This is a genomic window from Corynebacterium ureicelerivorans (assembly GCF_000747315.1).
In the GTDB taxonomy this organism is placed as follows: domain Bacteria; phylum Actinomycetota; class Actinomycetes; order Mycobacteriales; family Mycobacteriaceae; genus Corynebacterium; species Corynebacterium mucifaciens.
Window position 1 is genome coordinate 56198 of record NZ_CP009215.1, and the last position, 21282, is coordinate 77479.

The window sequence follows — 21282 nt, forward strand, 5'->3', positions numbered from 1 at the left end:
GACCAATATCCTATGCTCTGGTATGCGCTACGCCCTTCGCCTTCGAGGCCCTAGCCTGCACAAGCTCGGCCACTTGGTCGAGCGCCTCCATGGTGTCGTCGTAGCTACCCTCGGCTGAGCGCGCCCCGATGGACACCCCGAAGCCGTTGAGCCAGCCGAGCTGACGGGTGTGCCAGGAGCCGTCCGTTTCATCGTCGGACCAGCCGCCCTTAAAGGGGACGCTATTGAGCTGGCCCAACCCGTAGGACTGGTCTTTCGCGATGTGGTGCATGTCCGCGATCACCGGGTTGTCCTGGTCCTGCTGGCTTAAGTAGAAGGCGTAGCGGGCCTGCCCGGCGAACGGCCACCGGGTGGTGCCGAATGCCCCGGCCACCCGCACCTGCGAGCCGGACTTGGCAATCTCTTCGCCCACCTTCGCGGACGCCTCGTCGTACTCGCAATGCTCGGCGGCGGCGCGGGCGATGGGGATTTTTATGGTGGACCAGGCGGGGAGCCATTGCAGGGACCCGGCCTGAGTCATCTCGGAGCCGTCGTAGAGCGCGACGCCGACTTCGGTGCCGGTATTCTCCTCAGTCTTTCGCACTGCCGCCTCGAGCCCCGCGAACGGGTCGGGAAGCGTAGTAGAGGTGACGGTGGTGACAGGGGTCTGCACAGGCTCGGTCTCCTCGGCGGCGCACCCGAGGAGCAGCAACGGCGCGAGCAGCCACGCGACGCGCTTCATCTATCTGCCCGCCACTTTCAGTGGTTCGCGCAGGACGCGGTCGAGTGCGACGGCGCGGGCGATGTCGCGCACCACCTCTCGGTGGGTGGGGATGAGGCGCAGCTCCGGGTCGCACTGCGCCTCGGAGCGCACGGCGCGGGCGAAGGGGGCGGAGGCCAGCCTGTCGTCGATGAACGCGCTGCCTGCGACAACAACGGTCGCGGGGGAGTGGTTGCTGCACAGCCTGGCCACCAACGAGCCGAGGCCGCGCGCACGGCGGTCGAGGGCGTAGCGGGTTTCTTCCCGGGAGTCGGTCACGGCGTCCTTCAGCGTGCGGATGCCTTGAACGCCGATGGCGTTAATAAGGCCCTGGGTGGTCAGCTCGCCTTGTTCTACCTCGATCGGCTCCACGCCGTCCGGGCGAGAGATGGCACACGCGATGGAGTCGTCCGCGAACAGCGCCATCACGGACGGGATGTCCAGCGACGCGGTGGACTGCATTTCTGAGCCGACGATCGCGCTGGAGATGGAGGACACCTCCACCGGTACGGCGAACTGCTCGCGCAGCTGATCGCCGATATCCACGCCGTCCCAACCCAGGTTGGGGGCGAAGACCCTGCCGCCGTCGCGGACTGTGCCGGAGGTGGTTACGCCCACCGTGCGCAGCGGCCGGTCCACCTTGGTGGTCATCTGGTTCAGCTCGGCCATCATGGACTGGATGAAGTCGTCCTCGCTGACTTTGGACACGGTGATGTCCATGTCGCGGGAGAGCAGTGTGCGCCCCTTGAGGTCGAACAGGGCCACGTAGGTGGATTCCGTGCCCACAGCCACGCCGGCGTGCACCCCCGGCATGTCCGCCAGTTCCAGCGGAATGGTCGGGCGGCCGCGCCCCTTCGACTGCGTCAGGTCGTTGCGCTCTGTGACGTACCCGGCGTCCACAAGCGCGGCGATGGCGCGGGTAACGGTTGGCTGTGAAAGCCCTGTGGCCTTGACAAGGTCGCTTCTCGACGTCGTCTCGTGCAACCGGATGAGGTGCAAGCACTTCGCTGCCGGCGTGGTTGGACGCGAGAAAACCATGGTGAATATATTTACTCTCCCGTCGTTGAAATTGTCCATTTGGCCAGCTCGGATAGAATCGCTCGGCATGACCAACGAAAGCCGTCGCGAGCCGTCGCTGCTGGACGCCACCTGTGAAGACTTTGTCTACGACTTGGCGGAGATCAGCCCGACCCTGGCTACGCAGATTGGCATCGACGGCCACGACGGCGAACTGCAGGACTTCTCCCCGGAGTACTGGGACCGGCTTGCGGACCGGATGCGCGACCTGGTCGCGGATGTAGACGCGCTAAACGACACCACGGACGCCTCCGACGACGAAGACGACTTCGATGACGTGGACAACCTCACCGCCGCGATCCTGCGCGACCGCATGGGCGCGGAGTTGGAGTTCCACCACCGCGGTGAGCTGTTGAGCCGGTTGAACAACATCGATTCGCCCGTCCAGACCATCCGCGATTCTTTTTCGCTCATGCCCAAGGTGACGGAGGAGGACTTCGACAACATCGCCTCCCGCATGTCGCGCATCCCTGACGCGCTGGCCGGCTACCGCGAATCCCTCTCGGAGGCCGCGGCGAGCGGCGACGTGGCGTCGCACAGGCAAATCGACGCCGTGATCAACCAGTGCGAGCTGCTCGGCGACACCGAGTCGCAGCTCGACCACCTGGGCCTGCCTCCGGAATCCCACGTGGTGGGCCACGCCAAAGAGGCGTTTTTGGAAATGGCTGACTGGTTGTCCACCGAGCTCTCCCCGAAGGCCTCCCACAACGACGGGGTTGGCCGGGAGCGCTACCAGCTCTACGCCGAGTTCTTCCACGGCCGCGAGGTGGACCTGGACGCAGGCTACGAATGGGCCCAGGAGCAGCTGGCGCACACCGTGGAGGAGCAGCGCGCGATCGCGCACGAGCTCTACGGTGACGTCTCGGTGGCAGGCGCGTACCGCAACCTCAACCAGGACGAGCGCTACATCCTCCGGGGCACGGACGCGCTCATCGAGTGGATGAACGGCATCAACGAGCAGGCCGCCAAGGTCTTCCCGGTGCCGGAGGGCCTGCACACGGTGGACTGCGGCATTGACCGCGCCGGCTCGGGCGGCATTTTCTACACCCCGCCCAGCGACGATTTGATCCGCCCCGGCATCATGTGGTGGTCCGTGCCGGAGGGACAGGAGACCTTCCACACCTGGCAGGAGCTGTCCACCGTCTTCCACGAGGGCGTGCCCGGCCACCACCTGCAGCACGGCTACGCGCTGCTCAACCGCGGCGAGCTGAACCTGTGGCGTCGTTCCGTGTGCTGGAACTCCGCCCACGGCGAGGGCTGGGCCCTCTACGCCGAGCACCTGATGGAGAACCACGGCTTCTTCGATGACCCTGGCTACCGCATGGGCTTGCTCGACTCCCGGCGCCTGCGGCTCGCCCGCGTCATGGTGGACATCGGCGTCCACCTGGGCAAAACCACCCCGGAGGGCACCGGCACGTGGGACGCCCAGTACGCGAAGGCGTTCATGCGAGACAACACCGCTATGCCGGAGGCGAACCTGTCCTTCGAGCTGGACCGCTACATGGGGTGGCCGGGGCAGGCGCCGTCGTACGCGCTGGGCTACAAGGATTGGGTGGCGCTGCGCCGCCAGGCGCTCGCCCAGGGGATGTCGGAGCACGAGTTCCACGCCAAGGCACTCAAGCTGGGTTCCATGCCCATGGACATACTCACCCACGAGGTGCTTAACCACTAAAGACGGCGTAGCACCTTCGGCAGCCACCCGGCGAACAGGATGCCGGCGAGGATCCACGCGGCCGGGACGTCCAGCCAGGACAGCAACAGCCCGAGCGCCACCGACAACGGAGCAGCCACAAGCCAGCGGTTCATGGGGGGCATAGTAGTCCCGTGATCGTTTTCCTCCTCGCCGCGTCCGCGTTCGCCGGTTGGATCGACGCCGTGATCGGCGGTGGCGGTCTCGTGCTCATCCCGGTGCTGATGTCGGCCACATCCATGTCGGCAGCGTCCGTGCTGGCTACGAACAAGGTCGCGGCGATTTCGGGCACCGCGTCCGCCGCCGCCACCCTCGTGCGCCGGGTTGGGGTCCCCAGGGTGACCTGGATCTATGCGTTTATTGCCGGGGTCGCCGCTGCGCTCGGCGCCAGGGCAGTTTCGCTTGTCGACGACTCCGTGGCCACCCCAATCATCCTCATCCTGCTTGTCGGAGTGGGCGTTTTTGTGGCGCTGAACCCGAAGTTCGGGCAGGAGGGCGCCGGCATCTTTTCTGGCAAGCGCCTCGCGCTCGCCGCGCTCGTTGTGGCAGTGATCGGCGGCTACGACGGTGTGTTCGGCCCGGGCACCGGCATGTTCCTCATCATGGCGTTTACCGCCGTGTTCAGCCAGGGGTTCGTGCGCTCGGCCGCCATGGCGAAAGTGGTCAACACCGCCACGAACCTCGGCGCGCTCCTGGTGTTCGGGCTCGGCGGCTTCATCAACTGGAAGCTTGCCCTTGCCCTTGCCGCGGCCAACGTGGTGGGCGCGCAGCTGGGTGCGCGCACGGTGCTCAAGGGCGGGTCCACGCTGGTGCGCGTGGCGCTCCTTGGGCTCGTCGTCACGCTATGTGCGAAGTTGGGCTGGGACCTACTCCAGCACCAGTGACCCGTTAACCAGGCCGACCACTGCGATCACCGCCGCGACCAGAACCACCGCCACCACGACCCACTCGAAGGCGTTGAAGAGCCGGTTGCCCTGCTTGCGGCGCGTCCAGATGTAGGGCACCAGGCCCGGCACCACCGCCAGCGCCCCGAGCAGCACGTACACCGGGTCCGCGGCGTAGATCAGCCAGAGGGAGTACACCGACGCGATTAGCCCCACGACGAGGTGTGTGCGGTTGTCGCGGGCGGAGACGACGGGCCCGGAGTTGTCGAAACGCGTGCCGGCGTGCGGGTGCGTCAAGCCCTTGCCGCGCACTGCCAGGAGCACCAGGTAGATGGAGGAGAAGATGTAGGGCAGCAGGTACATGATGGTGGCCAGCTGCACCATCGCGTTATAGGACGCGGAGGAGATGAAGAAGACCACCACGAAGAACTGGATCACCAGCGTGGACAGCAGCTGCGCCCGCACGGGGGAGCCGTTGTCGTTGTGGTGGCCCATGGAGTGGGGCAGCAGGCCGTCGTGAGCCATGAGCACGATTGGCTCGGCGCAGAGCATCTGCCAGGACACGTACGCGCCCAGGACGGAAAGACACAGCCCCACGGAGATCAGCACGCCGCCCCACGGGCCGACCACCGCTTCAAGCACCGCGCCCATCGAGTTCTCCGGCAGCGCGGCGAGTTCTTCCTGGCTGAGCACGCCGTACGACAGGGAGGACACCGCCACCAACAGCGCCAGTACGGACAGGAAGCCGATGATGGTGGCCTTGCCCACGTCGCTGCGCACCCGCGCCTGCTTGGAGTACACCGACGCGCCCTCGATGCCGATGAACACCCACACCGTGTACAGCATGATGCCCTTGAGCTGCTCGCCGAACGGCAGGTTGGAGCCCCAGAAGTCCAGGGTGAAGCGGTCCCAGGAGAAGCCCAGAAATGCCACCAGCACGATGAAGGCGACGATGGGCACGAGTTTGGCCACGGTGGTGACCGCGTTCATCACCGCCGCCTGCCGCAGGCCGCGCGTCAGCCCGAAGAAAATGAGCCAACTCAACGCGGAGACGGACACCGCCAGCACCCACCGGTTGGAAAAGGCGGGGAAGTAGTAGCCCAGGGTGTTGAAGAACAAGGTGGCGTATCCCACCTGCGCCATCACCGACCCAAGCCAGTAACCCATGCCCGAGGTAAAGCCGATGAAGTCGCCCAGCCCCGCGCGAACGTACGAGTACACGCCGGAATCCAGGTGCGGTTTACGCACGGCCAGGATTTGGAAGACGAAGGCGACGGAAAGCATGCCCACGCCAGCAATAGCCCAGCCGATGAGCATGGCGCCCGGGCTTGCCACCGAGCCGATGTTTTGAGGTAGCGCAAAAATACCGGACCCGATTGTGGATCCGATAATGAGTGAGACGAGCGTCCACACAGAGACCGTGCGCTTTGACATGGCGAGTAAGACTACCTCAGCGGGTCCTCAGGCCACGCATGCTTGGGGTAGCGTCCCCGCATCTCCTTGCGCACTTGCTGGTACGGCCCTTGCCAGAAACTCTCCAGATCGTCGGTGACCGCCAGCGGCCTCCCCGCCGGCGAGAGCAGGTGATACAGCACCTTCACGCCCGAGACCGTCTCCCCCTTCCGGCCGAACATGTGCTGCAGCTTCACGCGCTTCACCGGCCGCCCAGTGTCGTACGCGAACGCTTTCGGCGCCGCCTCGTCCAGCTGGGCCACCTGCTTCCAGTCCAGTTGCCGTAGCATCGCCTGCCGCATGTCGCAACTGCCTATCGACGCCCCTTCGGCCACCTGCCGCACCTCAACCGAATAATCGCCCTGGCTCACATCCGGCCAGCCAAGGGTCTCGTGCAGGAAGTCGAGCCTGTCTTTGAGATGCTGCTCCTCCTTGGACAGCGGGAACGCGGCAAAGTCCAGGTCCGTCAGCGCCTCCGCCGCCTCATCCGGGGTGAGTTTGACCGGGGTGGAGCTGAGCTCGATTGCCCCGATGCTGGCCACCCTGCGCCCTTTGACCTTGCCGTCGACCAAAAACGCGCGCGTCGTCTCCACCACGCGGTGCGCCGGAAACGCAATTGGCTCCGCCTCGCGGATCACCGCCCCGGACTGGGTGCGCTGCACCTCTGCGGCGGCGATCCACTCCGCGCTCGAGTTGAACTTCGCCCGCGTGCCCGAGGCCAGCAGGTAGTCCTCGCCCACCTTCTTGGCTATCCACTGCGGGAACGCGCTGGCGATTACTTCACCGGGATCCACCGGCCCCTTGTCTGGCACCAGCGTGTGCAACCGGGGAGCCCCGCCTGCGAGCCGGGCCACCGTCGGCGCAGCGCCCGCGCCCCACCCCACCAGGGCCGCTCCCAGCCGCGGATCCAGCGGCAGATTCGCCAGTTTCTTGCCGAAGTCGGTGATGGTGCCGTGACGTAATGCCCCCAGAGCCTCAAGATTGGTTTCGGCTTGGGTGAGGTCCTTCGGTTCGTCCAGAAGCGGCAGATCCGGCGAGCCCCACGCTTTCATGGTGAGCAGCGCGCCGGTGAGGTCGGCGGAGAGGATCTCGGGTGTGATGTCCGGCCGCATGTTCGCGTACTCGTCGCGCGAGAACACCCGGACCACCTCACCCGAGCCCAGTCGCCCCGCGCGGCCCGCCCGCTGGTCCGCGCTGGTTTTCGCCTCCGACACCGTGACCAGGCCAGTCATGCCGCGGCTGTCTCTCACGGGCACCCTGGCAAGCCCCGCGTCCACCACCTTGCGCACCCCGGGCACCGTGATGGAGGACTCGGCCACCGAGGTGGACACCACTACCCGCGCATCGCCGTTGAGCGCCTTGTCCTGCTCCGCGCTGGTTTGTCGGCCGTGCAGCGGCACCGCGTCGTCGAGGAAGCCGCACACCAGGTCCACCTCACGCGCGCCGGGCACGAACACGAGGGTCCGGTGGTCGCCGCCGGTGTGGGCCGCGACGTGACGATAAAACTCCCGGGTGCCCCGAATCCGCTCGGCGTGCGGCGCGTAGGTGATGTCCAGCGGGTGCGTCACCGCCTCCGTGGAAAGGATCTGCGCGCCCATGTGGTCTGCGAACTTCTGCGCGTCCAGGGTCGCGGACATGGCGGCGAGGTAGAGGTCGTCGCGCAGCAGCGCCACCTCCATGCACATCGCGAGGACGAGGTCGGTGTCTAGCTGGCGTTCGTGCACCTCATCGATCACCACCGCGTTCACGCCCTCCAAACCGGGGTCTTTGAGCAGGCGGTTCAGCAGCACTCCGGGAGTGACAAATTCCACCAACGAGCCGTCCTTGTGCTCCCCGCGGATGCTGTAGCCGACACGGTTGCCGAGCGACGTGCCGTCGAGAAGCGCGAGCCTTTGTGCCGCGGACCGCACTGCCACCCTCCGCGGGGCGGTGACCAACGTTTTCCCCACCTTGTTCGCGATGGCCGGCGGCACCAGCGTGGTTTTGCCCGTGCCGGGCGGCGCCTCGACCACGAGGGGCCCGTGATCCGGAAGCTGGTCGATCACCCGTGAGACAGGGAGGCCGCTGCCGATATTCGCGAGGTCAAACATGGCCATCCAGGGTAGCGTGTGGGCCATGAGACGCCTCTTCGCAGCGATCGTCCCACCGGTCGATGTTCGCGAACACCTCATCACCGCCCTACGCCCCATCCGCAGTTTCTCCGGCACGGAGGTGCGGTGGTCGGATCCCGACAACTGGCACATCACGGTGGCGTTCTACGGGGCGCAGCCCAACGACGCCGCGGTCGTCACCGATCACCTCGCCCAGGCCACCGCGTTCACCCGGCCCCTTCGCCTGCACCTGCGGGGGGCCGGGTGTTTTGATCGGCGCACCCTCTGGATCGGCGTCGGCGGGGATAAGGCGCCGCTGAAGGACCTGATGGCAGATTGCCAGCTGGATCCGGACGTGCGCCGGCGCCAAAGGGCGCACCTGTCCGTGGCGCGCACAGGGACGCGGACGAGGGACCCTTGGCTTCTCGACGACCATGCCCACGCCCTGGCTGTCTACACCGGACCGGAGTTTGCGGCCGACGAGGTGAAGCTCTTCGAGTCCCACCTGGGCAGAGGCCGAAGCGGTGGGCCGAAGTATGAAGTGGTGGACACGTTCTACCTGCGCTAGGCGCTTACTTCCTCTGGGTCGGGGAACGGGGCCTCCACCGGTTCCTCGGGGAGCGGTTCCACGTACGGCATCTCGGGGGCGAACCCGAATTTCATGCCGTATTCACGCTCGAGCTCCTCGATGGCGGCTGTGGCGTGTGCGAGATCCAGATCCTTCTCGAAGGCATCCAGGATCGCGTGGCCCTTGGCGTAAAACTCCGCCGCCCGCGCGCGGTTCTTGCGAACGCTAGACATGTTGGACTGCCATCGCGGGTTGTAGGGAGTGATTTGGTCGTGGAGGAGGCTGTCCTGCGCGGCGACGGCGTAGGAACCGTCGGCGAACAACCAGATCACGTCGCCGGTGTGGGGATCCGGGATGTAAAACGCGCGGCGATCCGTCTTCATGTTGTGGTGGTGCTGGCACAGGGGGAAGAGGTTGTCCGCCTGCGTGGGGCCGCCGTCCTCGAAGGGGATGCGGTGGTCTAACTGGCACTGCTCGGCGGGCCGGTTGCATTCCGGGTAGATGCACGTCCGGTGGCGGGCGTGGACGGCGCGGCGCATGGGGTCGTTGGGGGCGTAGCCCCGAAGCATCGTTTCTGCGGCAGCGTCGAGGTCACGCAGGACGGGGAACGTATCGTCCAGCCATTCCTCGAAGGCGGTGGTGGCCACAACGTCCGTCCAGCCGCTGCCGGGGAGGTATACCGGGCCGCCAACCACGCGGTTTCTCGGGGTGTAGACGTTGAGGACCGGGACGACCTCGACGCCAGCGGCCTCTCCGCACAGTAGTTTGATCGCGGCTTCTGAGTGGCTCACACCGAGCTCGCGTGCGAAGGCGGCGACATTCGCCTGTATCTTCCGCGCGTGCAGCGGGTTGGTCATGAGCTCCACCAAAGCACGGTCTTTGCCGCCGGTGTGGAACTCGTGCACGCCGAACCGGTCCGCGGTGTCCTTCTCACGCTGTTCGCGTTTGCGCTTGTTGTAGGCCCGGTCGGGGTCCATGCGTTTGATTGCGGCGCGGATACGGTCTGTGACTGTCTTGCGCTGAGGCACGGCCTGATCGTGGCGCCGGGGTGTGAAGGTGTCGACCAGAATGTCGTCGATACGCTCGAGCTCTTCTGCGGTGGCATCCGGGCCCAGCTCCTCGATGGAGGTGTAGATCGCGGTCAAGTGCCCAATATCAAGCACGCGGGTGTGCTGTTGAAGGTCGCGTAAACGTGGCAAGTCCTGCAGCGCTGCGTGTCCGAGGATCGCGTTCTTGACAAACCCCTTGTGCCAGCCGGTGGCCAGCTGCAGGTTCGTCACCGTGACGTCGAAGTCCTCCACGTCAAACCCTGGAAACGCGTAATGGCCGAACATGGTCCAATACGTGTCTCGGATCGCCTGGGCGCACTCGCTGTCTGGATCGTGTTGCCGCTGGTTGCGGAAGAGCTTCGGTTTTGCTGTCGCGGTAGTCACCATTCCCCCTCGTGATTCGTTAGCGCCTACTCTATCGAACGTGATAGCGAATGGCAAGGGGTTGCGCAGAAAAAAATACAAATAAATCGAAAAGACGTTCCCTCCAATCGCTCTCTCCAAACGAACTCACTGCACACCATACAAACCGGGCCCGACGCGCTACATTGATCACGTGCTGTTCACCGCCGTTCCCCGCCCGCCTGCCCGCATCATTCCTGGGGCCGTGCACTTGCCGGGTTTCCTCAGCGAGGAAAAACAGCAGAAGCTTGTGCAGCAGGCTAGGCAGCTCGCGCGGGAGGCGGCGGGGACGCCGGTAGCGATGCGACGCCCGAAGGTTGGCAGGGGGCAGATGGACGCCTGGCTGCTTTCCCTCGGCTGGTTCTGGGCGACCAACCCGTACCGCATGCTCCAAGAAGTGGATGGGTACCCCGTGCCGCCTATCCCGGAGAACTTCCAAGGCATCGCCGACGCGGTCATGGAGCAGGCGCGGGCAATTGACCCCTTGGTCGGGCCCACCCCACGCATCGAGACCGCGCTGGTGAACTTCTACCCGCCGGGAGCGGGGATGGGGCTGCACGTGGACGCGGAGGAGACGTCCGAAAACGCCGTGGTCAGCCTCTCTTTCGGGCAGGACACCGTCTTTCGTATCGAGGGGCACGACGTGCTGCTGATGTCCGGCGACGCTGTGGTCTTCGGCGGCCCCGCGAGACGGGCCAAGCACGGCGTGCTGGGGGCGAGGGAGGGCACGTCCGACCTGCTCGACGGTAGGCTCAACATCACGATGCGGCAGATGGACGCGCGATGATTGCGCTGCTCGGAGTGTGGCTGGCGGCGATCGCAAGCCCCGGCCCGGATTTGCTCCAGATCATCCGCGTCGGGTCGAAGGACCGCCGGTCCGGCGTGCTGTGCGCGTTGGGGATCATGCTGGGCAACACCATCTGGATTCTCGCCTCGCTGGCGGGCCTAAGCGCACTGATCCAAGCGTTCCCCCAAATCCTCTCCGCGCTGCAGATTGTCGGCGGGGCCTACCTGCTGTGGATGGGTGTCGGCGCGATCTACAACTCCGGCGCCGAGATCCCCGCCGCCCAGCAGGTGAAGCGCCCCTTCCTCACCGGCCTGGCCACCAACCTCTCGAACCCAAAGGCCATCCTCTTCTTCGGCGCGGTCTTCGCCCAGTTTGCGCACCTCGGCTGGATTGCGGCTCCCGTGCTCGTCCTCACGGGCATCGCCTGGTTTGTTGGGTTCGCGTTCGCGGTCCGGGCAATGGCTAGGGCTATCAGTAAGTACGGCGCGCTTATCGACGTCACCTCCGGCACCATTTTCATCGCGTTAGCAGCCTGGATGCTGTGGGAGGGCCTACACTTCGGTGCATGAGCGAGCGTAAGGTAGCGGTAGTCACGGGCGGATCGGCAGGCATCGGAGAGGCGACCTGCAGGGCGCTGGCCAAAGACGGCTGGGAGGTCGTCGTGGCCGCGCGGCGTTACGAGCGGTGCCAGCAGATCGCGGAGGAAATCGGGGGCGTGGCGGTGGCGCTCGATGTGGTCGACCAGGAAAGCGTCGATAAGCTTGCGCAGCTCGAGCGCGTGGACCTGCTGGTCAACAACGCGGGCGGGGCGAAAGAGCTGGATTACCTGCGTGATGCGGACGATGCAGACTGGCAGTGGATGTTCGAGACCAACGTGATGGGCACGATGCGTCTCACCCGCGCGCTCTACCCGCAGCTCAAGGCCGCACAAGGCCTGGTGGTGAACATCGGCTCGGTGGCCGGGACGGACGCGTACAAGGGCGGCTCCGGCTACAACGCGGCCAAGTTCGGCCTGCGCGGTATGACCAGGGCACTGCGGCGTGAGGAGGCCGAGAACGGCATCCGGGTCTGCGAGATCGACCCGGGCAGGGTGAAGACTGATTTTTCCCTGAACAGGTTCAACGGCGACGAGGAGCGTGCAAACAAGGTCTACGAGGGCAAACGCAACCTGACCGCGGAAGACATCGCGGAGGCGGTGCGCTGGGTGGCCAGCCTGCCCGCGCACGTGAACGTGGACACGATGAGCATCATGCCGGTGGACCAGGCGGAACGATAGACTAACCGGCATGCATATCGACGTGCCCATTTCGGGCGAGACGATCAAACTCGGCCAATTTCTCAAACTGGCCAACCTCGTCGAATCCGGCGGCCACGCCAAGGAAGCCATCCTCGCCGGCGAGGTCACCGTGAATAACCAGGTGGTTACCTCTCGCGGGCATTCGCTTATCGACGGCGATACCGTCGGCCTCGACGCCGATTCCGCTACCGTGATCGCGGGCGGCGATAACGACGATGACTACTTCGACGAGCGCACCGCCGACGACGACTTCGACCCGGAGAAGTGGAGGAACATGTAATGCCGGCTTTCGAGGGCAAGGAAGGCATGCCGTTCTGGCAGGACCTGGTCACCCAGAACCTGCTGAAGTCCACCCACTTCTACTCCGAGCTGCTCGGCTGGGAGATCGTGGACGGCACGGCCAGAAAAGACGGTCTGCCGGTGGCGGGGCTCATCCCGGCGCAGATGGACATGTGGGTCACCTCCTTCATCGGCAACCCTGACGACGTGGAGAAGCTCGGCGGCAAGGTGCTCAGCTCCGACGAGACGGTGACCCTGTGCCAGGACCCCGCAGGCGGCCTGTTCGGGTTGAAGGACCCGGAGGAGCGCTTCGTCGCCGCGGGTGAGCCGGGGGTGCCGGTGTGGTACGAGTACGCCGCGCCGAGCGTGGAGGCCATCGACTTCTACGGCGAGCTCTTCGACTGGGAGATCCGCGAGGAGGACGGTTACTACATCGCGTTCGAGGACGGCGCGCCGTTTTTAGGCCTGTTCGTGGGTGAGCACGCCCAGTGGTTCAGCTACTTCGGCGTGCGCGACGTCGCCGCAGCCTGCAGCCAGGTGGAGAACCTCGGCGGCGGCGTGGAGTTTGGCCCCGAGAACGGCACCGCGGGCGTGCACGACCCGAACGGCGCACAGTTCTTCCTGTCCGAGGTGGATGAACCCGTCTTCGACGACATCGACGAAGCGGAATCGGTGCTGTGATGAAGCGTGTGGCGGCGCTGGCGACGTCGCTAAGCGTGCTGCTCGCCCCCCAAGCCCACGCGTACCACGTGGACCCCGGTTACGCGCGGGAGCGTACCGCGCTCGCGGTGGTGCACCCGGACGGGCGCGTCAGCATCTCACCGGAGGGGGAGGAGCCGCGCCCGGCGCTCTCCCTTGCCAAGCTCTACCTGGGCTACTGGGTGCTGTACAACGGCACCGCCGAAGAGCAGGCCAAGGTGCAGGAAATGGTGGAGACCTCCGACGACGCGATCGCCACCTCGCTTGATCGGGCGCACCCCAAGGCAATCGACGAGATAGCCAAGGACTTCGAGTTGGAGCAAACGCGCCGGGGCAGCTCCTGGGGCAAGACGGAAACCTCCGCGCGCGACCTAGCCACGTTCGTGAACGCGATCCTCTGGGACCCGGTTGCAAAACCCCTGCTCGCCGGCATGGAGCACCAGGCCGAGGTGGCCAAGGACGGCTTCATCCAGGGCTTCGGCACTGCCCGCCTCCAACGGGTCACAGGCTCCAAGATGGGGTGGTCCGACAACAGGAAGAGCGCCACCGGCAGCGTCTCCTACGGCGAGATCGGCGAAGAGACCTGGACGGCTGCGTCGCTGACGTACGGCACCGCCTACGAGAACACGGTGGACACCCACATGGGCATCAACCAGGTGGAAGAGTCCCGGCAAGCGCGTTCGCTGCATCCCGCACTCGGCGACGGATTTCTGCCGGGGTGGAAATAAACCCGTCCGCGTAATACTCGGTGCCTGCAAGGCCCGAGCCGGCGCGGACCTGCACGACACCGTCAACCTCCGGCTGGGTGCTGGGGAAGGTGACGATGTAGCGGGCGGCGTCGGGCAGCTTCACGTCGCCGAGGGCCCACACCGTCTGCGCGCCGGTCACGTCGACGGCTGCCTGCGCGTCACCGGGATTGTCCACGTCCACAATTGTGGTGCCGGAAAGCTCCGCCGCCGCTGCCACGTCGGGGCGCCACAGCATGTCTTTCGCGTTGGCGGGGCCGTCCCAGACGGAGACCGCCCATGCGCCGGTGGGCGCGGACGGCCGGAAGACCACGCCGAGCTCGTGCGGCTCGGTGTCTACGCCGCCAGCCCACTTCGTCGCCGGAAGCGCGTGATCCACGGCGGTGCCTAGCATGAGCATCGCGGCGTGGGTGATGCGGTCCGGCAACAGCGCGAGGTAGGCCGGCCCGTCCTCGTACGTGGCGTGGATGTACGACGCCAGCTGCTCCAACTGCAGCTCCGGCGGCATCTCCCGCTTGACCCCGCCGACATTGAAGTTCGGGTCGCCCTGCTCGTTGATGTGCTCTACCAAATTGTCACCCGGTCCTCGGGCGCGATCCACATGTTGGAGCCTTCCTCCACCTCGAACGCCTCGTAGAACTCGTCGACGTTGGCGGCGATGACGTTGCAGCGGAACTCGTTGGGGGAGTGCGGGTCGATGGCCAAAAGTTGCGCCGCCATCTCCGGGCGCGCCTTGGAGCGCCACACCCGCGCCCACGCGAGGAACAGGCGCTGGAAGCCGGTGTACTCCCCGTCGAGGTCGCCGAACTGCCGGGGCTGCTCGTCCACTAGCTCGTGGTCCGCCAGGTACTTCGTGTACGCCACCACGGCGATACCCAGCCCGCCGAGGTCGCCAATGTTCTCCCCGAGGGTAAACTCGCCGTTGACGCCCTTGGTCTTCGTGCCTTCGAGCACGCTCGGCACCAGGCCGTCGAACTGCCCCACCAGCTTGGCGGTCAGGCCCTCGAAGTTGCTCCGGTCCTCGTCGGTCCACCAGGAGTGCAGGTTGCCCAGGCCGTCGTAGCGCGAGCCTTGGTCGTCGAAGCCGTGGCCGATCTCGTGGCCAATGACCGCGCCGATCGCACCGAAGTTCTCGGCAGCGTCGGCCGACGGGTCGAAGAACGGTGGTTGCAGGATCGCGGCCGGGAACGTGATGTCGTTGACCACTGGGTTGTAAAACGCGTTGACGGTCTGCGGGGAAGACACCCACTCGCCGCGGTCCGAGGGCTGCCCGATCTTGGACAGCTGGTAGTCGTGCTCGAACGCCGAGCCGACCCGCACGTTGTCCACCAGATCAGGGCCGAACTTCAGTCCGTCGTAGCTGCGCCAGGTCTCCGGGTAGCCAATCTTCGCGTTGAACTGGGCGAGCTTCTCCAGCGCGCGCTGTTTGGTTGGCTCGCTCATCCACGCCAGCTGCTGGATCCTGCTGCGGTAGGCGGCGATGAGGTAGTCCACTAGCTCCAGCATCTTCTCCTTCGAGGACGGCGGGAAGTGCTTCTCCACGTAGCTTCGCCCGATGTCTTCGCCCACCAGGGATTCAGCGAGCCCCACGCCGCGCTTCCAGCGGTCCCGCTGCTCGGTGGCTCCGCTCAGCTTCTTCCCGTAGAACTCGAAGTTCGCCTTGCCGATCTCCTCGGGCAGCACACCGGCGCGCGAGCGCAGAATGTTCCACGCGGCCCACAGCTGCCAGTCCGCCAGCGTTTCCCGGCGCAGCATCGCGTCCAAGTCGGCCGTGTAGGAGGGCATCATGTCGATGACGCGGCCGTCGGGGATGCCGGAGGCGCGCAAAAGTACGCGAACCAACGGCGGCATCTCTGCGAGCGTGGTCGGGTTGTAGGTGGCTACCGCGTCGCGGGCCTTGACCACGTCCCAGTGGCTTGCGGCCAAATGCGTCTCCAGGTTGACGATGCGCTCCGCGGCGATTGCCGGCGTCAAACCGAGCAGGTACTTCGGCTCGAGGAAACCGAGCATGGTGGCAACGTGCTCTTTATACGCGGCGAGGGTGTCCGCGTGGTCCTCGTCGCGGTAGTAGGCCTCGTCCGGCAAGCCCAGACCGGACTGGATGACGTAGGGCACCGAGTCCTCGCCCTGCGAGTCCTTCTCCACCCAGTACGTGACCGGGCCGCCGATGCCCACGCGCTCGAGCTCGCCAAGGCCGCGGACAAAGCCCTCGACATCGGCGACCTCGATCTTGGCCAGGTCGTCATTGATCGCGTCGATGCCCGCGGCGTTGACCCGGTCTACATCCATGAAGGATTGGAAGAGGGCGCCGCCCAGGCCCGCCCCGTCTTCGAGGATCGCCCGCACGTCGGCTTCGGACTTGTCGCGCAGGGCGTAAAACGCGCCGTCGATGCCGCGGTCAGCGGGGATCTCGTGGGCGGCCGCCCACTCGCCGTTTACCAGTTCAAAGAGGTCATGCATGCCCCAATGCTACATCTGGCCCCGTCACTCGTTCGGGTCACGGATCTTCATCGGACCCGGGGTGTACAGGCCCCACCGTGTGGTCTCGGTGAGATCCACCTGCGCCAGCGCCGGGGTGTTGCCGGCGGAGTTGGTGCGCGGGGTGTACTTGGCAATGGAACCCCAGTCCCGCTGCCAGTCGTCCCTGAGGTAACCGGGGATCTCGTAGGACGTGTTCACCGCCTCCGCCGGGGCGAGTGCGCCGCCGCCGAGGAAGTCCATGAAGCCAGACAGCTGCGCCTTGCCCGGAGCGTCCGGCATGATGCGGAACTCCGGGATCTCGCTCACGCCCGCGTAGTGGAAGAAGGGGCGCTGGCACGGGTACTGGAAGGCCACGGTCCAGTCCAACAGGCCCGGTGTGTCTTCGTCGAACACGTCGCCGAGCTCAACCAGCTTCGGGTTGCGCAGCGGGGTGAGAGCCATCCAGTCGTTCTCCGCCAGCGAGGTATCTTCGGCCACCAAGCGCACGACGTCAGCCTCGTCCGGGATCTGGTCGAGCGGGTAACGCAGGTTGCGCCACTCCGGCGACGGGCCCTGGTCCAGCATCTCCACGGCGCCGAGCTCCTCCACGCCGCCGGAGGTGGTGCGTCCGTACTGCAGCTCGAGTGTGGTGCCCTCCTGCTCAATGCCGTTGATGTCGTGGTGGGCGATGCGCCCGGCCACGGACGCGACGAGCAGCGGGCGGTCTTCAGATTCCTTCGGCAGCTCGAACCAGGCGGTCTCGAGGTTGGCGGATTGCGTGGGCTCGTCCTCGAAGGTGCCCAGCACCGGCACGCGGTTGTAGTCCAGCCCGAACGGCAGGCGCACGGTCGAGCCGTTCACGCCGCGGAGGGACTTCGAACGGTTGCCCTGCGTGTTCACGCGGGAGGTGGACTGCGCCTCGTCCGAACCCGGGTCCACGTCAGAAGTGTCGTCGTCCTGCACCTGCTGGCTTGCCGCGTCAGAGGTGTCGGCGTTGTCGGAGGCAATGAAGGCCGGCACGCCGTCCGGGGTGAACCCGGAGTTCTCCCCGGAATCTAAGGACTTGCCCAGAGGGATCCCGTCGATGGGCGTGAGGAAGGAATCGTTCGTGTCGTCCTCTAGCAGCACGTCGCCGCCTTGGGCGCACGTGTCTCCGGCAAACGTCTTCACGTTGCCCATGCCCACCGAGTAGGCGGGGGCCTGGGAGACGAAGGACTTCACAAACGTCAGGCACGACAAGGCCACGATGAGGGTGGCCGCCACGGCGATCGGCGCGGACATGACGCCGGCCCACCGTGAGGCGTCGACAGGCTTTGGCCCTCTCATGGACTGCGCCACGCCCACCAGGAATACCGCCAGCGCCAGCACCAGCACCACCGTATTGGCCTCGACAGCCTTGAACTGCGGCGTGCGGTCCCACCAGGGGACCGCGTAGGAGGCGACGTACCACCAGCCGTTCCAGCCCGCCAGGGTGAGCGCAAGCAGGAAGAGCACTGCCGCCGTGGCAAAGGAGCGGTTGCGGTTGGACTGCAGCGCGACGCGGGAGAGCACCACCGAGCCGTATGCCGCGATCGCCGCGCCCAGGCCCGCGTAGATGCCGAAGTGGTGCGTCCATTTCGTCGGCGTGAACATGAGGAAGAACGTGGACAGGCCGATGATCAGCATCATTCGCTTCACCGTCGAGGTCTTCTCCCCGCCGCGCGCGAACCACCACAGGATCAAGCCGACGCTCAAGGCGAGCATGAGCATGGGGAAGCGGCGCGTCAGGGAGCCGTCCACGGTCTGCTCGAACAAGACCGAGTAACGGCTCCACTCCTCGAACCAGTGCATGGCCGGGCCTACCTCGGAGCGGACAGCGGTGGCCTCCAGCACCGTGGCCAGGGTCTGGTCCTTGAACACCGGCACCATTACGGCCATGCCCGCGCCCAAAAACGGGGCAATGTGGGCGAGCTTCGCCTGGCGGCGTCCGATGGTCCGCAGCACCCAAGGCAGGGCAATCAGGAACACACCCACCGCCGCCAGGCCGGTCGGGCCGCAGGCGAGGGTGAGGGCGGCTGCAATGGTGCCCCACGCTGCTGGGGCGAGGCGGTCGGTCTCCATGGCGCGCTCGAACAGCGCCCAGGTGAGCATGAGGCCGAAGGCGATGATCGGCTCCGGGCGCGTGCCGTTGTTGTACGGCAACCAGAACGCCAGGAACACCAGCGCCGCGGTCCAGTGCGCCATCCGGCGGTCCGCGACCGCGGTGCCCAGCCGGGGCAGGATCTCGCGAGAGAGCAGCCACCACGTGCCGAGTGCGGCGAACAAGGCGGGCAGACGCATCCACGTGGACGCGCTGCTCACCTGTGACAACACCGCCAGAAGGTCGTAGAACGGGGAGCCGAACGGCGCCTCCGGCACGCCGTACCAGCGGTAGTAGTTGGCCATGTAGTCCGTGTTCGCCGCCACGCGCGCCATGGTGAGCAGGAAGCCGTCGTCGGAGGTGTTGGCGCCGAAGACGTGCCAGAAGCCGAGGACGGCGACCACCACGGCGTCGAGAGGCTTGAACCCCTGGCGACGGCGACGCGGGGCAGGGCCGTCGAGCTTGCGCAACGCCCACAACGCAACGAGGGCGAAGATGAGGCCGAAGACCATGGCCAACGTCTTCAGCAGGGTCGGCTGCGAGGTGAAGCGGGAGTTGATCTCCACGTGGGCGGACAGGCCAGCGTCCATAAGCTGCGGCGAGTCCTTGAGCTCGGTGTAGATGCCGGTGAGCTGCGGGCGGTAGTCCTCGTCGCGCTCCTCGGCGTAGTCCGTGCCTGGGATCTCCACGGTCGTGCCCTCGTGAGTGAGGGTCGCCACGAGCTGCGCGTCGCCGGGAAGTTTCGAGACCTCATCCGCAGTGAGCTGAAGCAGCACGTTGTTGAGCGAGCTGACCACCAGCCCGCCCTCGGGGGAGGTGACGAAGAAGCCGCGGTCGCTGGCCTTGGGCGAGCCCTCCGGCAGGGTGCCCAGGACCATGGTTTGGCCGTCGCGGAGCTCGTCGAGAGCCTGGATCGGCACTGTGACGTCGAGCTCCTGCGGCGCGAGCGAGATCAACGGCGCGTTGATGGAACCCACGGTGCCGTTCTGCGGCCACGACACGCTCGATTCTGTCTGCTTCACCGGCAAGAACGGGGTGAGCAGCAACAGGACAAACGCGATCAGGCCTGCAACGGCCGCGGTGGTCTGGACTTTTTTCACAGCGGACACCTTACTTCCTCACCGCGACGGCAAACGGGCCGATCTGTTTGACGTCCCAGTCCTGTTCAAAGGCCTCTGGGTTGTAGTACAGGCCCTCGTAGCGCACGTTCGGCTGGCTGGGGTAGATGTCGTGCGCGATGTGGGTCTTGTAGCCGTTTTCGCCGTTGTCGCGGAAGATAAAGGCGGCCGGCGGCTCCCACGGCGAGTTGTCCACCGCCTCGGTGAAGTGCGCCGGGTCCTCGTAGGAGATCTCCGCCCAGCGCTTCAACTCGTCGTTGCGTTGCTCGAATTCGCCCAGCGGGTTGGCGTAGTGGCTGGTAAATGCGTTGAAGCCGAAGAAGGGGTGGTACGCCATGAAGTTGATCTCGTCGGTGTAGACCACCGCCTCGTTTACCTTGTAGCCGTGGTCTTCGATGTAGGCGGCAATCTCGTTGTAGTAGCGCCCCGCGTCGGCCGGGAAGCGGTCGGCCCGCTCGCCGTTGCCGTCGGTGTCCGCGTACGCCTGGTCGATGTAGTCCTCGTTCTCCACCGGGATGTGCTGGACCATTTGCAGCGCGCCCACCGCCACAACGGCAGCCACGGCCGCGGTGTACTTGGGCACCCCGAACCTCGCGATAGCGAGCACGCCGAGGGTGACAAAGAGCTCCACAATCAGCACCTCCAGGCGGAAGCCCAGCAGCGAGGTGCCCACCAGAGTGATCGCCATCGAGGCAAGCGCCCACAGGTAGCACACGCCTATCGACACCCCAAGGGCCCCCACCACCGGGTCCTTGAACCGGTACACCAGGTACACCAGGCCGATCATGGACAACAGCCCCACAAGGGAGAAGGAGAGGAACGGCAGGGGGAAGTACGTGCCTTCGATGGGCAAGAAGTGGTTCGCGGTGGACTCGCGCTGCTCGTCGCCCGTGAGCACGCGCCAGATGTACGGGCCCCAGGAAATCGCGGCGATGGCGAGCGACGCCACGCCGGCCACCACTAGGTGGAGCAGGGGCTTCAGGCTGCGGGAGGCAAACGCGAGCACGACTGCGATCACCACAGTGGTCAGCGCCGCAATCGCCGTGAACAAGGTGTAGAAGCTGGCGGAGATGCCCAGGTAGACGGCCAGCGCGATTGTCGATGCCCACGAGCTGCGCGCCGCGCGGTACGCCATGATTGCCGCCGCGGGCACAAACATGGCCACCACCGCCGCGTACGGCTCCTCCGGCACCTCCGTGAGCACGACCGCGGTGGTGACCGCGGCGATGGCCAAGGCCGTGGGCAGCGAACCGGTGAGCCTGCGCCACACCGGGGTCAGCATGGCCGCCGCCGCAGCGAGCGAGGCGATAGCGAACGGCTGGTACACCTCCCAGCCCTGCATGCCCAGCACGTTTGCTAGCCGCCCGCCCAGCCAGAACCACCCCATGGGGTAGAAAGTGGGCAAGTCCTTGTAGGCCATGTCGGCGTGGCCGAGGTTTTCGGCCATCCGGGAGAGAAACTGTGTGCGGAAGCCCTGGTCCACCTGGATGCCGTCCAAGTACAGCTTGGTTGCCGCGAGCGGGATGCCGACGGACGACACCACCAAACCCGCTGGCACCAGCGCCATCACGGCTGCGGAGACCCAGTGGCGCTTCCCCCGAGCCCACAGAAAGGCCAGCACGGCACCGATGCCGATGAGCACGAAGGACGCCGCGGTGGCGAGCGACCGTGTCACCATCGACGTGTTAAACGCCGGAAGCGCGACCCGGTGCAGCACGAACCAGGTCGCAAGCGCCAGCACGCCCCCGGCAAGCCCGGCCGCGACGGTCCGAGCAGCGGTGTGTCCAGCCGACAGCTCGTCGGAGTGGTAAGCGGTAGTCATGCGT

General features: G+C 66.1%; 19 protein-coding genes. 9 read left to right on the top strand and 10 right to left on the bottom strand.

The window, feature by feature from the left end; all coding sequences use genetic code 11:
* Positions 1-10: 10 nt before the first annotated feature.
* Positions 11-721, bottom strand: a complete 711-nt coding sequence (locus CUREI_RS00285; RefSeq protein ID WP_038609048.1) for a hypothetical protein — start codon at positions 719-721, stop codon at positions 11-13.
* Positions 722-1777: an ROK family protein gene (locus CUREI_RS00290; protein WP_038609051.1), complete on the bottom strand. Its 1056-nt coding sequence runs from the start codon at positions 1775-1777 to the stop codon at positions 722-724. It lies immediately after the preceding gene.
* Positions 1778-1844: 67 nt separating this feature from the next.
* On the opposite strand from CUREI_RS00290, the gene CUREI_RS00295 reads away from it, so the two are divergent.
* Complete coding sequence (locus CUREI_RS00295; protein ID WP_038609054.1) at positions 1845-3488, top strand: DUF885 domain-containing protein; 1644 nt, start codon at positions 1845-1847, stop codon at positions 3486-3488.
* Here CUREI_RS00295 and CUREI_RS12395 read toward each other — a convergent pair.
* A complete protein-coding gene (locus tag CUREI_RS12395) occupies positions 3485-3622 on the bottom strand; it encodes a hypothetical protein (RefSeq protein ID WP_158407434.1) in 138 nt (45 codons plus the stop codon). The two genes, CUREI_RS00295 and CUREI_RS12395, sit on opposite strands and share 4 nt — an antisense overlap.
* A gap of 18 nt (positions 3623-3640) precedes the next feature.
* On the opposite strand from CUREI_RS12395, the gene CUREI_RS00300 reads away from it, so the two are divergent.
* Positions 3641-4390 carry a TSUP family transporter gene (locus tag CUREI_RS00300; protein ID WP_038609057.1) on the top strand — a complete coding sequence of 250 codons (750 nt, stop codon included), beginning with the start codon at positions 3641-3643 and terminating at the stop codon, positions 4388-4390.
* Here the strand turns inward: CUREI_RS00300 and CUREI_RS00305 are convergent.
* Both CUREI_RS00305 and CUREI_RS00310 read right to left on the bottom strand, forming a co-directional pair.
* On the bottom strand, positions 4373-5824 hold the full coding sequence (locus CUREI_RS00305; RefSeq protein ID WP_038609059.1) for an amino acid permease: 1452 nt from the start codon (positions 5822-5824) through the stop codon (positions 4373-4375). The two genes, CUREI_RS00300 and CUREI_RS00305, sit on opposite strands and share 18 nt — an antisense overlap.
* An 11-nt stretch (positions 5825-5835) precedes the next feature.
* Positions 5836-7932, bottom strand: coding sequence for an ATP-dependent RNA helicase (locus CUREI_RS00310; RefSeq protein WP_038613567.1), 2097 nt, complete (start codon positions 7930-7932; stop codon positions 5836-5838).
* 25 nt (positions 7933-7957) lie between these two features.
* On the opposite strand from CUREI_RS00310, the gene thpR reads away from it, so the two are divergent.
* Positions 7958-8500 carry an RNA 2',3'-cyclic phosphodiesterase gene (gene thpR, locus CUREI_RS00315; protein WP_038613569.1) on the top strand — a complete coding sequence of 181 codons (543 nt, stop codon included), beginning with the start codon at positions 7958-7960 and terminating at the stop codon, positions 8498-8500.
* Here thpR and CUREI_RS00320 read toward each other — a convergent pair.
* Positions 8497-9933 (bottom strand): HNH endonuclease, encoded by a 1437-nt coding sequence (locus CUREI_RS00320; RefSeq protein ID WP_158407435.1) that lies wholly within the window; start codon positions 9931-9933, stop codon positions 8497-8499. The two genes, thpR and CUREI_RS00320, sit on opposite strands and share 4 nt — an antisense overlap.
* A 172-nt stretch (positions 9934-10105) precedes the next feature.
* Between CUREI_RS00320 and CUREI_RS00325 the strand changes: the two genes are divergently transcribed.
* The 6 genes from CUREI_RS00325 to CUREI_RS00350 are packed head-to-tail and all read left to right on the top strand — an operon-like array spanning position 10106 to position 13741.
* Positions 10106-10738: an alpha-ketoglutarate-dependent dioxygenase AlkB gene (locus CUREI_RS00325; RefSeq protein ID WP_038609064.1), complete on the top strand. Its 633-nt coding sequence runs from the start codon at positions 10106-10108 to the stop codon at positions 10736-10738.
* The gene (locus CUREI_RS00330) at positions 10735-11307 is read left to right on the top strand and encodes a LysE family translocator (protein WP_038609067.1); all 573 of its coding nucleotides are present in this window, start codon (positions 10735-10737) and stop codon (positions 11305-11307) included. The genes CUREI_RS00325 and CUREI_RS00330 overlap by 4 nt, the downstream gene beginning before the upstream one ends.
* A complete protein-coding gene (locus CUREI_RS00335; protein WP_038609069.1) occupies positions 11304-12014 on the top strand; it encodes an SDR family oxidoreductase in 711 nt (236 codons plus the stop codon). Before CUREI_RS00330 ends, CUREI_RS00335 begins: the two co-directional genes overlap by 4 nt.
* 10 nt (positions 12015-12024) lie before the next feature.
* Positions 12025-12315: an RNA-binding S4 domain-containing protein gene (locus tag CUREI_RS00340; protein ID WP_038609072.1), complete on the top strand. Its 291-nt coding sequence runs from the start codon at positions 12025-12027 to the stop codon at positions 12313-12315.
* Complete coding sequence (locus tag CUREI_RS00345; protein WP_038609074.1) at positions 12315-12995, top strand: VOC family protein; 681 nt, start codon at positions 12315-12317, stop codon at positions 12993-12995. The genes CUREI_RS00340 and CUREI_RS00345 overlap by 1 nt, the downstream gene beginning before the upstream one ends.
* Positions 12992-13741 carry a hypothetical protein gene (locus CUREI_RS00350; RefSeq protein ID WP_144242376.1) on the top strand — a complete coding sequence of 250 codons (750 nt, stop codon included), beginning with the start codon at positions 12992-12994 and terminating at the stop codon, positions 13739-13741. Before CUREI_RS00345 ends, CUREI_RS00350 begins: the two co-directional genes overlap by 4 nt.
* Here CUREI_RS00350 and CUREI_RS00355 read toward each other — a convergent pair.
* From CUREI_RS00355 to CUREI_RS00370, 4 genes are read right to left on the bottom strand one after another with little or no spacing between them, the layout of a single operon-like run.
* The gene (locus CUREI_RS00355; RefSeq protein ID WP_051952096.1) at positions 13662-14360 is read right to left on the bottom strand and encodes a hypothetical protein; all 699 of its coding nucleotides are present in this window, start codon (positions 14358-14360) and stop codon (positions 13662-13664) included. The two genes, CUREI_RS00350 and CUREI_RS00355, sit on opposite strands and share 80 nt — an antisense overlap.
* A complete protein-coding gene (locus CUREI_RS00360) occupies positions 14324-16219 on the bottom strand; it encodes a M13 family metallopeptidase (RefSeq protein ID WP_038609077.1) in 1896 nt (631 codons plus the stop codon). The genes CUREI_RS00355 and CUREI_RS00360 overlap by 37 nt, the downstream gene beginning before the upstream one ends.
* A 24-nt stretch (positions 16220-16243) precedes the next feature.
* Entirely contained in the window at positions 16244-19438 is a 3195-nt protein-coding gene (locus CUREI_RS00365; protein WP_236627226.1) for an arabinosyltransferase domain-containing protein, read from the bottom strand.
* A 10-nt stretch (positions 19439-19448) separates the two neighbouring features.
* Positions 19449-21278, bottom strand: coding sequence for a galactan 5-O-arabinofuranosyltransferase (locus CUREI_RS00370; RefSeq protein WP_051952097.1), 1830 nt, complete (start codon positions 21276-21278; stop codon positions 19449-19451).
* Positions 21279-21282 lie beyond the last annotated feature (4 nt).